Annotated in this window: 15 protein-coding genes; 10 read left to right on the forward strand and 5 right to left on the reverse strand. The window is 60.3% G+C overall.

What is annotated here, in order from left to right:
* From I3J13_RS07855 to I3J13_RS07875, 5 genes are read left to right on the forward strand one after another with little or no spacing between them, the layout of a single operon-like run.
* Positions 1-858 (forward strand): IclR family transcriptional regulator, encoded by an 858-nt coding sequence (locus I3J13_RS07855; protein ID WP_196378465.1) that lies wholly within the window; start codon positions 1-3, stop codon positions 856-858.
* Positions 855-2,024: an acetyl-CoA acetyltransferase gene (locus I3J13_RS07860; RefSeq protein WP_196378466.1), complete on the forward strand. Its 1,170-nt coding sequence runs from the start codon at positions 855-857 to the stop codon at positions 2,022-2,024. Before I3J13_RS07855 ends, I3J13_RS07860 begins: the two co-directional genes overlap by 4 nt.
* Complete coding sequence (locus I3J13_RS07865) at positions 2,021-3,646, forward strand: acyl-CoA synthetase (RefSeq protein ID WP_196378467.1); 1,626 nt, start codon at positions 2,021-2,023, stop codon at positions 3,644-3,646. The genes I3J13_RS07860 and I3J13_RS07865 overlap by 4 nt, the downstream gene beginning before the upstream one ends.
* 31 nt (positions 3,647-3,677) lie before the next feature.
* Positions 3,678-4,457, forward strand: coding sequence for an SDR family NAD(P)-dependent oxidoreductase (locus I3J13_RS07870; RefSeq protein ID WP_142780747.1), 780 nt, complete (start codon positions 3,678-3,680; stop codon positions 4,455-4,457).
* Positions 4,454-5,347 carry a PCC domain-containing protein gene (locus tag I3J13_RS07875; protein ID WP_196378468.1) on the forward strand — a complete coding sequence of 298 codons (894 nt, stop codon included), beginning with the start codon at positions 4,454-4,456 and terminating at the stop codon, positions 5,345-5,347. The genes I3J13_RS07870 and I3J13_RS07875 overlap by 4 nt, the downstream gene beginning before the upstream one ends.
* A 38-nt stretch (positions 5,348-5,385) precedes the next feature.
* Here I3J13_RS07875 and I3J13_RS07880 read toward each other — a convergent pair whose 3' ends face one another.
* A complete protein-coding gene (locus I3J13_RS07880; protein WP_196378469.1) occupies positions 5,386-5,793 on the reverse strand; it encodes a PPC domain-containing DNA-binding protein in 408 nt (135 codons plus the stop codon).
* Complete coding sequence (locus I3J13_RS07885; RefSeq protein WP_196378470.1) at positions 5,780-6,346, reverse strand: PPC domain-containing DNA-binding protein; 567 nt, start codon at positions 6,344-6,346, stop codon at positions 5,780-5,782. Before I3J13_RS07885 ends, I3J13_RS07880 begins: the two co-directional genes overlap by 14 nt.
* Positions 6,347-6,507: 161 nt before the next feature.
* On the opposite strand from I3J13_RS07885, the gene I3J13_RS07890 reads away from it, so the two are divergent.
* Positions 6,508-6,993: an Lrp/AsnC family transcriptional regulator gene (locus tag I3J13_RS07890; RefSeq protein WP_059755818.1), complete on the forward strand. Its 486-nt coding sequence runs from the start codon at positions 6,508-6,510 to the stop codon at positions 6,991-6,993.
* Between the two features lie 89 nt (positions 6,994-7,082).
* Here the strand turns inward: I3J13_RS07890 and I3J13_RS07895 are convergent, their stop codons facing one another.
* Positions 7,083-7,238 carry a hypothetical protein gene (locus tag I3J13_RS07895; RefSeq protein WP_003520354.1) on the reverse strand — a complete coding sequence of 52 codons (156 nt, stop codon included), beginning with the start codon at positions 7,236-7,238 and terminating at the stop codon, positions 7,083-7,085.
* A gap of 137 nt (positions 7,239-7,375) precedes the next feature.
* On the opposite strand from I3J13_RS07895, the gene I3J13_RS07900 reads away from it, so the two are divergent.
* From I3J13_RS07900 to rcdA, 3 genes are all read left to right on the forward strand, one after another.
* Complete coding sequence (locus tag I3J13_RS07900) at positions 7,376-8,665, forward strand: MFS transporter (protein ID WP_035262904.1); 1,290 nt, start codon at positions 7,376-7,378, stop codon at positions 8,663-8,665.
* On the forward strand, positions 8,662-8,853 hold the full coding sequence (locus I3J13_RS07905) for a DUF1192 domain-containing protein (RefSeq protein ID WP_003506186.1): 192 nt from the start codon (positions 8,662-8,664) through the stop codon (positions 8,851-8,853). Before I3J13_RS07900 ends, I3J13_RS07905 begins: the two co-directional genes overlap by 4 nt.
* A 404-nt stretch (positions 8,854-9,257) precedes the next feature.
* The gene (gene rcdA / locus I3J13_RS07910) at positions 9,258-9,773 is read left to right on the forward strand and encodes a protease adaptor protein RcdA (protein WP_035262902.1); all 516 of its coding nucleotides are present in this window, start codon (positions 9,258-9,260) and stop codon (positions 9,771-9,773) included.
* Positions 9,774-10,217: 444 nt separating this feature from the next.
* Here rcdA and rpmE read toward each other — a convergent pair whose 3' ends face one another.
* On the reverse strand, positions 10,218-10,439 hold the full coding sequence (gene rpmE, locus I3J13_RS07915) for a 50S ribosomal protein L31 (RefSeq protein ID WP_003497640.1): 222 nt from the start codon (positions 10,437-10,439) through the stop codon (positions 10,218-10,220).
* Between the two features lie 260 nt (positions 10,440-10,699).
* Here rpmE and I3J13_RS07920 point away from each other — a divergent pair, with 260 nt between their 5' ends.
* Positions 10,700-12,499 (forward strand): ABC transporter transmembrane domain-containing protein, encoded by a 1,800-nt coding sequence (locus tag I3J13_RS07920; protein WP_196378471.1) that lies wholly within the window; start codon positions 10,700-10,702, stop codon positions 12,497-12,499.
* Between the two features lies 1 nt (position 12,500).
* Here I3J13_RS07920 and I3J13_RS07925 read toward each other — a convergent pair whose 3' ends face one another.
* Positions 12,501-14,147 carry an FAD-binding dehydrogenase gene (locus I3J13_RS07925; protein ID WP_196378472.1) on the reverse strand — a complete coding sequence of 549 codons (1,647 nt, stop codon included), beginning with the start codon at positions 14,145-14,147 and terminating at the stop codon, positions 12,501-12,503.
* Between the last annotated feature and the right edge of the window lie 34 nt (positions 14,148-14,181).

Raw genomic sequence — 14,181 nt, forward strand, 5'->3', positions numbered from 1 at the left:
ATGGCCACGATGATCCCGACAGAGAACGACCTGACAGGCGCCCGCGCGGTAGACCGGGCGCTGGGACTTCTATCGATGGTGGGGCGTCATGCCGAACGCGGTGTGGCGCTTTCGGTCATCGTCACCGAAAGCGGGCTGAACAAGCCCACGGCCCGCCGCCTGCTGCTGGCGCTGATCCGCGCAGGCCTGGTGGAGCAGGATGAGGAAACGCGCCGTTATTATCTGGGCGAGGAAGCCTATGTGCTGGGCAGCCTGTCATCGCGCCGTTTCGGCTTGCTGCAGATGGCCCAGGACAGTCTGACGCGCATTTCCCGCCGCACTGAGGATTCGAGCTTCCTTTCCGTGCGTCGCGATACATTTGCACTGTGCCTCTATCGCGAAGAAGGCACCTGGCCGGTGCGCACCCATGCGCTTCAGGCCGGTTTCGAGCACCCGCTGGGCATTGGCGCGGGATCGCTCGCCATGCTGGCGGCGCTGCCCGATGCCGAGGTGGAAAGCGTCATTGCCGCCAATAGCGGGCTGATTGCCGCGAACTATCCCGGCATCACGGTGGACGGACTGCGCCGCGATGTCGAATTGACGCGAACCAATGGTTATTCGCTCAATCCGGGTCTGATCCTCTCGAATTCCTGGGGTATCGGCGTTGCCATCCGAACACCGGATGGCGCGGTGGCGGGGGCGTTGAGCATTGCCGCCGTCGACAGCCGCATGCGGCCGGAGCGCCAGCCGGAACTGGCGGCGGTGCTGCGCGAGGAAGTGACCCGCATCGAGACACGCATTGCGGAAATGATGGCCAGCCGCGCCCGCACGCGCGGCGAAGGCGACGCGAAACGGCAAACAAGGAGAACGAGCAAATGAGCAAAGCGCAGATCGTCGGCTGGGCGCATTCGCCTTTCGGCAAATCGGCCCTTGAAAATACCGAGCAACTGATGGCTTCGGTCGTGGCGCCGGCCATCGATCATGCCGGCGTCGATGTCGGCGATATAGACGGCATTTTCGTTGGCGTGATGAATAACGGTTTCTCGAAACAGGATTTTCAGGGCGCGCTGGTGGCCATGGGCGATGAGCGCCTCGCCTATACGCCCGCCGTGCGTTTCGAGAATGCCTGCTCGACGGGATCGGCCGCCCTTTACAGCGCCATGGATTTCATCGAGGCCGGGCGTGGACGCATCGCGCTCGTTGTCGGCGCCGAAAAAATGACGGCACTGCCAACCGCCGAGGTGGGTGAAATCCTGCTATCCGCCTGCTACCGTGCTGAGGAAGCCGATATTTCCGGCGGCTTTGCCGGCCAGTTCGGACGCATCGCTGAGGCCTATTTCCAGCGCTATGGCGATCGCTCGGAAGAACTGGCGATGATCGCCGCCAAGAACCACGCCAATGGCGCGGTCAATCCCTATGCCCATATGCGCAAGGATTTCGGCTTCGATTTCTGCAACACGGTATCGGAGAAAAACCCTTATGTCGCAGGCCCGCTGCGCCGCACCGACTGCTCGCTGATTTCCGATGGCGCTGCCGCCATCATTCTGGCCGACGAGGAAACCGCAGCGACACTCAACCGGGCCATCGGTTTCAGGGGCCGCAAGCATGTCAATGACATTCTGGCGCTCAGCCGCCGCGATCCGCTGGCCTTCGAGGGCGCGCGCCGCGCCTGGACAGGCTCGCTGGAACTCGCCGGGGCGACGCTTGACGATCTCTCCTTCGTCGAAACCCATGATTGCTTCACCATTGCCGAACTCATCGAATATGAGGCGATGGGATTGGCAAAGCCCGGTGAAGGCCACCGGGTGGTGCGCGAAGGCACGGCTCTGAAAACCGGGCGCCTGCCGATCAACCCCTCCGGCGGGCTGAAATCCAAGGGACATCCGGTTGGAGCAACCGGGGTCTCCATGCATGTCATGGCGGCGATGCAATTGATGGGTGAAGCGGGCGACATGCAGATCCCCGGCGCCTCGCTTGCCGGTGTTTTCAACATGGGGGGAACTGCGGTTGCCAACTATGTCTCGATCATGGAGCGCGTGAAATGACGATACATCCTCCGGGCGGGGTTGCGCCTTCGACCACGCGGGTCATGAATCTCTCGCATTTCCTGACCCAGGCAGCGCGCCGCAACCCCGCCGACATCGGCTTCGTATGGGGTGCCAAGAGCTGGACATGGGCTGAAATGGACGCCCGCGTCGATGCCATGGCACAGGCGCTGGTAACAGAATTCGGCGTCAGGAAAGGCGACCGCATTCTGGTGCAGTCTTCCAACAACAACCAGATGTTCGAATCCATGTTCGCCTGCTTCCGCGTGGGCGCGGTGTGGGTGCCCACCAATTATCGCCAGTCGCCCGATGAGGTGGCCTATCTGGCAAAAGCCAGCGGCGCACGCGGCATGATCTGCGCCAGCGCTTTTCCCGAGCATGCAAGGGCCAGCCGGGAGGCAACCGCAATCGATTTTACCATCGCCATTGGCACGGCCGAATTCGGCGAGGACTACGATACCATCGTGGCCCGTTATCTGGGCCAGAAAGTCAAAAGCCAGGCGGTGGATCGGGACGATCCCTGCTGGTTCTTCTTCACCTCCGGCACGACGGGTCGGCCCAAGGCGGCGGTGCTGACCCATGGCCAGATGGCCTTCGTCATCACCAACCATCTTTGCGATCTGATGCCCGGCACCGGACCGGGCGACGCTTCCATCGTCGTTGCGCCGCTTTCGCATGGCGCGGGCATTCACCAGCTGGTGCAGGTGGCGCATGGGGCAAAAACGGTGCTTCCGGCTGCGGAAAAACTCGATGTGCCTGCGGTTTGGGCGCTGATCGAGAAATGGCGTGTCACCAATGCCTTTACCGTGCCGACCATTCTGAAAATGCTGATCGAAGACTCTTCCGTGGATCGTTTCGATCATTCCTCGCTGCGCTACGTCATCTATGCCGGCGCGCCCATGTATCGCGCCGATCAGAAACGGGCGCTCGCCAAGCTCGGCCCGGTGCTGGTGCAATATTTCGGCCTCGGCGAAGTGACTGGCAACATCACCGTGCTGCCGCCCTCCTTCCACAACGCCGAGGACGGCCCGGAGGCGCGGATCGGCACCTGCGGCTTTGATCGCACCGGCATGGAAGTGCAAATCCAGAACGATGCGGGCGAGGAGCTTCAGGCCGGTGAAACCGGCGAGATCTGCGTGATCGGTCCTGCTGTTTTCGCGGGTTATTACGATAATCCCGATGCCAATGCCAAAGCCTTCCGCAACGGCTGGTTCCGCACCGGCGATCTTGGCCACCGCGATGAGAACGGTTTCGTCTACATCACCGGCCGCGCCTCCGACATGTATATTTCCGGCGGCTCGAACATCTATCCGCGCGAGATCGAGGAGAAAATCCTGATGCACCCGGATATCAGCGAGACAGCGGTTCTGGGCGTGCCGGACGCGGTGTGGGGCGAGGTCGGCGTCGCCGTCTGCGTGGCGCGGGAGGGCGCGGATATCGCCGGCATCGACCTGAAAGCCTATCTCGACGGCAAGATGGCCCGTTACAAGCTGCCGAAAGCCGTTGTGTTCTGGGATGCCATGCCGAAATCCGCCTATGGCAAGATCACCAAGAAGATGATCCGCGAGGAGCTGGAAAAGCGCGGCCAGATGCCGGTTTTCGAGGAAAAACTGACCGGCTGAAGGCCGTAACGCATAACCGGGAGGAGACGGTATGACACAGCAGACGAGAGAGATGAAAGGCGCTGTCGCCATCACCGGCGGCGCATCGGGTATCGGCTTTTCCACCGCGCAGCTCTTAATGGCGCGCGGCTGGCAGCCATGGCTTTTGGACCTCAAGCGTGAGGCGCTGGATGCGGCCTGCGAAAAACTCGGCATCGATGCCTCGCGCGGCATCGTCTGCAACGTGGCGGATGAGGCGTCGATAGAAGAGGCTTTCGCCGCCTTGACGGCAGGCGGCGCCGATCGTGCCGTTGATCTGGTGGCCGTCGTCAACAGCGCCGGCATCGGCATCGACAAGCTTTCCATCGATACCAGCGTGGAAGAGTTCCGTCGTATCGTTGACGTTAATCTCGTCGGCAGCTTCGCCGTGGCCCGCGCCGCCGCGCGTTACTGGCTGGACCGCGCAATTTCCGGTTCGATCGTCAATATCAGCTCGGTCTCCGGCATGTGTGGCAACCGTGGCCGCAGCGCCTATGGCGCTTCAAAAGGCGGCGTCAATCTTCTGACGATGGTTATGGCAAACGAGCTGGGGCAATCGGGCATTCGCGTCAATGCGATTGCGCCCGGCCCCGTCGATACCCCCCTCACCCAAGCGGTTCATACGGAGAATGTTCGCAGCCAATGGCACAGCCGCGTTCCCATGCACCGCTATGGCAGGACGGACGAGATCGCCTCTGCCGTGGCTTTCCTTGTGTCGGACGACGCGAGCTACATCAACGGTCAGGTGCTGGCCGTGGATGGCGGCTTCATTACCGCAGGGCTTGCGGTATGACGATAATGCCCCCGGAGGGGCTTCCGCGCAGCATCGTCCATCCGGGGCCGGCAACACCCGAACGCTTCCGCGTCGTCGGCTGCCACGCCCATCCGGTTACGCTGAATGCCAGACCCGGTGTCTGCGTCAACGAGGCGATTGCAGAAGCCTTTGTCGAACAGGGTTTCGATGGCGGTTATGTCAGACTGAAAAATGTGCCGATGAAGCGGTTGCACTATGTCATGCCCGCAGCAGCACCCGATGACGCCCATGCCGCCTGGTATAGCGAAACATTCTCCATGCCGGGAGGCACGATCATCGATGCCGGCCTGCATATGGGGCGACGCGACGGTCGGCCGTTCCTGCACTGCCATGGTTCGTGGAAAAGTGCTGAAGGCGTTCTATCCATGGGGCACCTGCTGCCTTTGGAGTCCGAATTTGCCGGGGAAACGCCGCTTGAGGCGCTGGCGCTGGATGGCGCAATTCTGGACGTGCAAAAGGATGAGGAAACCAATTTCCCCCTCTTCACACCCATCCCGCAGCCGCGCAACCGGAAAGATGCGGGGCTCCGGGCGCTGTTGTGCACCGTGCGGCCCAATACCGATATCTGCACGGCCCTTGAAGCCGCCTGCAGACAGTTCGACCTGCGGGAGGCCGAGGTCAATGGTATCGGCAGCCTGATCGGTGCGGATTATGAAGACGGAACAAGCCTCACCGCCTATGCCAGCGAAATCCTCATCCGCAATGGCCGCATCCACCCCTCCGCCACGGGTGGCGAACGGGCAATGCTGGATATTGCGATGGTCGATCTTACCACGCAGATCAGCGGCGGGCGGCTGGTGCGCGGCAAGAACCCGGTCTGCGTCACTTTCGAGCTGCTTCTGACCGAAAGACAGGGGGCGGCCGCATGAGTTGCGCCGTGCAACTCCACCGCCCGCCTTACCGTACCTCACGCCGCCTGCGGCTTTTCCGCAGGCAACCATTCTTCCAGCGTCACCTCGAAGGTCATGCACACGGGGTTGGCGCCGGCAATGAAGGGACCGCCGTAAACCGCGCCATCGGTATCGGCGACAACGCCGGTCAGCGCGGCGCGCAGGGAGCCATCCGGCTGGGTGCGCACCTCACCGGCAATCGAAACGATTTCAACGGCAGGACCGCTTATCTGCAAAAACGCGCCGCTGCGAGTGCCGAGGCACGCATCCACCAGACTGCCCAACGCGCCGCGCACGAAGGCGTTGCGGAAACCTTCTGCCAGACACAGTTTCTCGACGCCGAGCACGAGGTCTTCATTGGGCGCGATGCGGGCATAGGCCACGCGGCCCATGGAGCCGGATTCGACAGTGTTATGCGTGTTCATTGGCGCGCTCCGTGCGGTTCCTGGGTTGAAGAAGGGGAATATTGGTTTCGGGATCGAAGGACTGCTGCAGCACGAAACTGTCGAGCGAGGTCACGAGTGCGGAAATGCCGCCTTCTCCGACGATACAGGATTCCGTCAGCAAATGGCCGCCTTTGACCACACCCGCCGCAGTCCGCATGGCGGCATGGCAATGCACGATCGGCTCGCCCTTCATGCTCCGCCCCAGCGTGGCGTTGCCGAAAACCAGCCAGGCCGCCCCGGCATCGATGGGTTTCGTATAGGCGATGACCGCCCTGCCGGAAGGATCGGGTGGAGCCACGCAATAGGACAGGATGTCGAAATAACCGCCGAGAATGGTCAAAGAGGCATTTTCGATGCCGTTTTCGGCCAAAGGCCGCACGATTCCATCGTAAAGGCTACAGTCAGGCGCGATGAACAGCCGCATATGGCGCGCAGACGGCGAGCGCAGGCTATTGATACGCACCGGCGAAGAAATACCGGGGTGTATCAGCGTTCTCGGCCTTGGAAAATGCTGTTGCTGTGTTGGTGCCATGCCTGCTCCTCCCTGCTGCCTGTACCTTGCAGTACGGTACTCAAAGACCAGCCAAAGGTGCTTTCGAATGGCGCCGCCAAAGTGCCCTTCGGAAAACACTTCTTTCGCAAGCGGCCCCACGGACGGCAGATTTTTTTGCGATATATTTCAGGGAGGCCGGCATGACGAAGCCGCTGGACAGAATTGACCGCAAAATATTGCGGGCCCTGCTGGAGAATGGCAGGCTGAGCAATACGGAACTATCGGAAAAGGTGGGGCTGTCACCCAGCCCTTGCTGGCAGCGCGTCAAGCGGCTGGAAGACGAAGGGGTCATTCGCGGCTATACCGCCATTCTCGATCAGGCCCATCTGGGACTGACCGAGACGGTGATCATCGAGGTCATGCTGGAACGTCACGACGATGAGGTTCTGGAACGTTTCGGTAAGGCCATGGCCGCTCTTCCCGAAGTGCTGGAAGCCTATCTGACAACCGGCGAATATGATTATCTCATCAAGGTGGCGGTGGCGGGAACCGCGGGCTACGAGCAGTTTCTGCGCCGCAAGCTTTACAAGATCGAGGGTGTGCGCCATTCCCGCTCCTGTTTCGCACTTAAATGCCTCAAGCACACATTGTCAGTTGTGCCCGATGCCGAGCCTCCATCTGGCTGAATGGGCCTGATCGGGGACAGGAATGGTACGGTGGAGAGATTTTCGCACTTTGCCAGCCCTTGAAACCATTCCGACGGGCGGCTTTTTCGTTACGGGCGCAGAAGCAGCGTCACCGACCAGATGACAAAGGCGGCAACCGCGATCTTCCAGCAATCGCCTCTTTTTTTCAGGCCCGGCAGACCAAGCGGCCGGATGATCTGGACCACCATGGCCAGCAGTAAAAAAAGGCCGATCGCCTTCGTCATTTATTGAGCCTTTTCTTTATTTCTGCATCGTCACAGGCTGGACATTTTTACCGTTCACCAGAAGAGTGCAACTCATTCGGGTAACGCCCGTCCTATGATCTGTCCGACCGTCCGTCCGAACGCATGAGAGTGTTTTCATGAGCAGAAATCTTCTACCCGTATTCGCTCTTTTATCCAGCACTCTGTTTCTTTTTCTCGGCAACGGCCTTCAGGGCCTCGTGCTGCCGGTGCGTGGTTCGGCGGAAGGTTACTCCAATGAAATTCTTGGCTTTCTGGGCACCTCCTGGGCGGCGGGATTCGTCGTCGGCTGCTTTGTCGCGCCTGCCATCGTGCGCCGCGCTGGCCATGTGCGGGCATTCGGGTCCTTCGTGGCGCTGGTGTGCCTGACGGTGCTGATGACCGGCCTCATCATCGACGACACCTCATGGATCGCGCTGCGCGCGCTTACCGGTTTCTGCACGGCCGGAACCTCGATGATCATCGAAAGCTGGCTGAACGAGCGCGCCACCAATGAAAGTCGTGGCATGATCTTCTCGCTTTATATCGCCATCACGCTGCTCGGCGTCGTGGCGGGGCAGATGATCGTGCCGATGGGGGATATCAGCAATACCTCGCTGTTCATGATCTGCGGCATCATCTATTGCATCGCCATTCTGCCGGCCACACTTTCGAAGGCGGCGAGCCCACAACCGTTGCAGAAGGTGAAGCTGGATCTGCCGGCCCTTTACCGCAACTCACCGGTTTCCTTCATCGGCATTCTGATGATCGGCATTGCCAACGGCGCTTACGGTACGCTCGGCGCCGTCTTCGGTGCGCGGGCAGGGCTGGACCCGACCATGATCGCCATCATGGTGTCCGTCACGATTTTCGTCGGTGCGCTGGCGCAATTTCCCGCAGGCCGGCTTTCAGACCGGATAGACCGCCGCTATGTGCTGGCCGGGCTGGCCGGGCTTGGCGCGGTCGCGGGCTTGGCTGTCGCGGTGGTCCAGCCGCATGATGTCTATGTGCTGATTTCCATGATCGCCATTTATGGCGCCGCCGCCAATGCGCTCTATCCCATCGCCGTGGCCCATGCCAACGACTTCGCCGCATCGGAAGACTTCGTCAAGGTTTCCGGTGGTCTGCTGCTGCTTTACGGCATCGGCACCATCATCGGCCCGACGCTCGGCGGCGCGATCATGACCCATTTCGGCCCCTATGCGCTGTTTCTGGTGACGGCTGTGGCCCATCTGCTCATCACCGCCTATGCCATCATCAGAAGCCGTCGGCGCGCCGCGCTTTCAACCGAGGAAAAAGACAATTTCTCGACGATGATGCCAACGACACCCTCACCGCTCGTCACGCCGGAAAGTATTGCGCTTGACCCGCGCGCGCCGCAATATCCAGGCGACGATGGCGACTATGTGGAAAAAGGAGCAGGCATATGAGCCTCTTTGACGATGACCGTCCGCAAAAACCGGCAGCGCATGAGATCGGAGGCGATCTCAGCCTTCTTTCCGTGGACGAGCTGAGCAGCCGTATCGATCTTCTGCAAGCCGAAATCACCCGACTCGAAGAGGAGAGGACACGGAAATCCGCCGGAAGGCAGGCGGCGGAAAATCTCTTCCGATCCTGATGCGCGCTGCAGAATAGGTACACGACTGCACTTCCGCTTTCGTAAGCTACGGCTCAGCCAGCGCCCGAAAATGAATATTACGGGGCAGTCTTTCGTTTACCATTAACCAAAAATTAAGCTTTCTGAGAGATTACTATACATGTCCAGTTCTTCTGGACCTCAGGCATCTTCTCCATACGGCGAATTGGTCTGATTTTTCTCCCTGTTTTACCTTGAGAGCCGCTTTCGCGGCTCTTTTTTTGCCGCTGGCCGGTTTCCGTAAAACTGTGGGTATTAACCCTTCTTTAATAATTGCCTTGCGCATTTCAGGTAAAGATACCATCCTGAAAACACTAAAGGCCGGAACAAAATATCCGGGTCGTCGTTGCCTGACAGTGTGGTGCGTGAGCAGGGATTTAAAGAAAATGTCGGAACAGGTTTTAAATACCATAAGCTTTGCGGGTCGCGCGGCTGCTTCCAACCAGTTCAAGACCCTCTATACCGAAGGCATGACCTTGGTTGAGGAAACGGCAAGTTATCTCGACGGCGCCGGCCGCGCCGCCTCCAAGGTGCTGCCGCGCATGGCCTCGGTGCTTTATGCGGCGGAATCGATGCGCCTCACCACCCGCCTGATGCAGATGGCCTCCTGGCTGCTTCTGCAGCGCGCCGTCAACAACGGTGAAATGACGCGCGATCAGGTTCTGAACGAAAAGAACAAGGTGCGACTCGACAGCTTCAACGTCGACCGCAACGCGCCCGGCTGGAACGACCTGCCAGAATCCTTCCGCGACCTCATCGAGCGCTCGCTGCGTCTCCAGAACCGTATCGCCCTGCTCGACCGCGAGATCTATCGCCCGTCCGAAGCCGCCAAGGTGCCGGACAATGAAAACAGCGTGCAGGCGCAGCTCAACCTTCTGCGCACGGCCTTCTCGATCAACTGAGAAAAGACGACCTTATCCGGACAATTTGAAAAGCAGGCTCACCGGCCTGCTTTTTTGTTTTTAACAATAGAACAGAGAGACGCCGAATTATTGCCCTAGTTCAAAGCGACAAACGGTCATCAACATTAACGATCTTTAATTCTGCATTGTCTTAATAATTTATGTTTCAGTATAGCGCCGAAATCTTCCGAAGAGGAAAATATGCGTTTTTTAATGTATATTGCAGTGGCGTCTGGATGGGCATTGCTCATTGCTGCTTATATTTGTTTGAAGCCACTTTTGGACGCAAGCGACCGTATCGACCGTTGCTCTGATGATTCCTCACCGGCGTATATTCGTAATGACGCTGCAAGAGCTGCTGCCTGCAACTGATCAAGGCGGAGCAACGCAACAAAAAAGCCCGGCAAAACCGGGCTTTTTTTAAACGATCCGTCCGCAAGAGGATCAGAGGCCGAGGCCGCCGAAACGCTTGTTGAACTTGGAAACGCGACCACCGCGGTCCATAAGCTGCTGGTTGCCGCCCGTCCATGCCGGATGGGACTTGGGGTCGATTTCAAGGTTCATGACGGCGCCTTCCGAACCCCAGGTGGAGCGGGTTTCGTATTCGGTGCCATCGGTCATGACCACCTTGATCGTGTGATAATCGGGATGGATATCAGCCTTCATGACAATCTTCCTGGTTAAGTGACGTGCGGTCCATTTGCCGCAATTGCGTCAACTGAGCCATTTCAATAAATGAAGCCATAGACCAGATGGGCTATGGCTTCCCAATTCGATGCGGAGCCTATACATGAAGGTCGCCCAGATAACAAGAGCCTGCTATCCCCTTGTGAAAGGAGATGGCCAAAGGGGCGGGAATTTTACCGCACACCGGAAATTCACCCGCAAAAGGCCCAAAACGGCAGGGAATGAGGAGCATAGAGGACGTGGCAGACATTGACGAGCAGAAAGCGGCGAAACAAAGAAGCCTGAAGCCGCTTCTTGGCCTGTTTCCCTATCTCCGGCGTTACCGCGGCCTGATGGCGGCCGCCCTTTTCGCTCTCGTGCTTTCTTCCGCCACGACACTCGCCCTGCCGCTTGCCGTTCGCCGCATCATCGATCACGGATTCCAGACGCCGGATGGCGGCATGATCAACAGCTATTTCGCCATGCTTCTGGCGATTGCTGTTGTCCTCGCGCTCGCCAGCGCCATGCGTTATTATTACGTCATGACCATCGGTGAAAGGGTCGTCGCCGATCTGCGCCGCGATGTCTTTGCCCACCTCACCACCCTGTCGCAGCAGTTTTTCGATAGCAATCGATCCGGCGAACTGACCTCGCGGCTAACCGCCGATACCGTGCAGATTCGCTCGGCTTTTGGCTCGTCCGCCTCGGTAGCGCTGCGCAATATCATCATGTGCTGCGGCGCGGTGGCGATGATGATCTATACCAGCCCCGGCCTTTCCGGCCTTGCGCTGCTTGCCATTCCCTTCATCGTTTTTCCGCTGATCGCCTTCGGGCGCTCGGTTCGCGCCCGCTCCCGCACCACGCAGGACACATTGGCCAATTCCGCCGCCTATGCTTCCGAGACGATTGCGGCGAGCCGCACCGTGCAGTCCTTTAATGCCGAGGTGCTGGCGAATACCCGTTATGGCGCTTCCGTGGAAGCCGCCTATCAGGGCGCACGCGCCGCCATCGGCGCCCGCTCCATCCTCACCGCCGTCGCCATCGCGCTGGTCTTCGGCAGCGTCGTCGGCATTCTCTGGTATGGCGCGCAAAGCGTGCTGTCGGGCACTATGACGGCCGGTACGCTCGGCCAGTTCGTGCTTTATTCGGTCATCGCGGCAAGCGGTCTCGGTCAGCTCTCGGAAGTCTGGGGTGAATTGGCGCAGGCGGGCGGTGCGGCCGAACGGCTTTCCGAACTGCTGAACGAGCACTCGCCCGTCGCGGAACCCACATCGCCCGTCGCCATGCCGCAGCCGCCGCGCGGCGAGGCGGAATTCGAGAATGTCGATTTCGTCTATCCGCTCGCGACAGGACGGCCGATCGTTTCCGGCCTCTCCTTCAAGGTCAGCGCCGGCGAAACCGTCGCCATCGTCGGACCTTCCGGTGCCGGCAAGAGCACGGTCTTTTCGCTGCTGATGCGCTTTTACGATCCGCAGCAGGGCCGCATCACCGTCGATGGCACGGATATCCGCGACGTCACCCTTGCCGATCTGCGCGCGCGCCTGTCCATCGTTCCGCAGGATGTGGCGATATTCGCTTCCTCCATTCACGACAATATCGCCTTTGGCCGGCCTGACGCGACGCGCGAGGAAGTGCGCATCGCCGCCATCGCCGCACAGGCCGACAGCTTCATCGAACGTCTCACCGACGGATATGATACGCAGGTGGGTGAACGCGGCGTGACGCTTTCCGGCGGCCAGCGCCAGCGCATCGCCATTGCCCGCGCCATCCTGCGCAATGCGCCAATCCTGCTGCTGGACGAAGCCACCTCGGCGCTGGATGCGGAAAGCGAAACGCTGGTGCAGAAGGCGCTCGATGAACTGATGAAAACCCGCACCACCATCGTCATCGCCCATCGCCTTGCCACCGTGCTGAAGGCCGACCGCATTCTGGTGATGGATGAAGGCCGCATCATCGAAGAGGGCACGCATCAGAGCCTCATTCGCCAGAACGGCCTTTATGCGCGGCTTGCCCGGCTGCAATTCCAGACCGGGCCAGACGAATTGCGCGCCCAGGCCTAGATCACGCCAGTACTTTGCGCCCCGCAACGCGGCCGGAAAACAGGCAGCCGCCAAGGAACGTGCCCTCCAGCGCATTATAGCCATGCATGCCGCCGCCACCGAAACCCGCCACTTCTCCGGCGGCATAAAGGCCCGGCACCGGCGCACCGGCAGCATCCAGCACCCGCGCTTCAAGATCGGTGTGAAGGCCGCCAAGCGTCTTGCGCGTCAGCACATGCAGGCGCACGGCAATCAACGGTCCCATTGCAGGATCGAGCAGCCGGTGCGGTTTTGCCGTCCGCATCAGCCGGTCGCCGAGATAACGGCGCGCGCCGTGGATGGCCGTTACCTGCGCATCCTTGCTGAAACCGTTTTCGATTTCGCGGTCGCGCGCCTCTATCTGCCGGCGGATATGGTCTATATGCAGCCGGTCGTCGCCGCTGATGGCATTCATCGCCGTCACGAGTTCTTCGAGCGTATCCCGAACGGCGAAATCTTCGCCGCGCTCCATGAAGGCACGCACCGGTCCCGGTGGTTCCTTGCCCAGTCTTTTGAGCAGCAGCCTTATATCCTTGCCGGTCAGATCCGGATTCTGCTCCGAGCCTGAAAGCGCAAATTCCTTTTTGATGATCGCCTTGGTCAGAATGAACCAGCTATGGCCGCTGCCGCGTTCGCCAAGCATTTTTAGCGTACCGAGCGTATCGAAACCCGGCATGGCGGGGGCGGCGAGGCGGTTTCCATCCGCATCGCACCACAAGGACGAGGGGCCGGGCAGGATGCGGATACCGTGACCCGGCCAGATCGGATCGTGGTTCTTCACACCCTCGGTATAATGCCACATGCGGTCACGGTTGATGACGGCTCCACCGGCGGTTTCCGTAATGGCGATCATGCGGCCATCCACATGCGCGGGAACACCGCAGACCATGCTGGCAGGAGGCTCGCCCAGCCGTTCCACCGGCCAGTTGCGCCGCACCAGTTCCTGATTGCCGCCGATACCGCCGGAGCTGACGATGACCGCCGCAGCGGCGAAGTTAAAATCGCCCTGCGTTTCCCGGCTGCTCTCCTGCCCGCGTTGCACGGGGTCGGGTGCAAGAACAGCGCCTGAAACACCGGTCACCCGACCGTCGGCGATCTCCAGACGATCAACCCGGTGGCGAAAGCGAAAGGTCAGCCGGCCGGTTGCCGCCATGGCCTTCGCCTTTTTTACGAAAGGTGCAAGTACGCCCGGACCCGTGCCCCAGGTTACATGGAAACGCGGAACGGAATTGCCATGACCGTGGGCAAGGCTGCCACCGCGCTCGGCCCAGCCGACAACGGGGAACCAGCGCATGCCCATGCGGTGCAGCCATTCGCGTTTCTCACCGGCAGCAAAATCGAGATAGGCCTCCGCCCAGCGGCGCGGCCAATAATCCTCCGGACGGTCGAAACCGGCCGAACCGAGCCAGTCCTGTCTTGCAAGATCGAGACTGTCTCGCACCCGCATCCGGCGCTGTTCGGGACTATCGACGAAAAACAGACCGCCCAGCGACCAGAAGGCCTGCCCGCCAAGGTTCTGCTCGCCCTCCTGATCCACGACGCAGACGCTGAAACCCCGCTCAGCCGCCTCGGTTGCCGCCACCAGCCCGGCAAGCCCCGCACCGACAACGATCACATCATAGCCTTCCATCAGCCCCTCCCAGATATGACGGAATTACTTTTAC

It is taken from the genome of Agrobacterium leguminum, from assembly GCF_015704895.1.
Lineage (GTDB): Bacteria > Pseudomonadota > Alphaproteobacteria > Rhizobiales > Rhizobiaceae > Agrobacterium > Agrobacterium leguminum.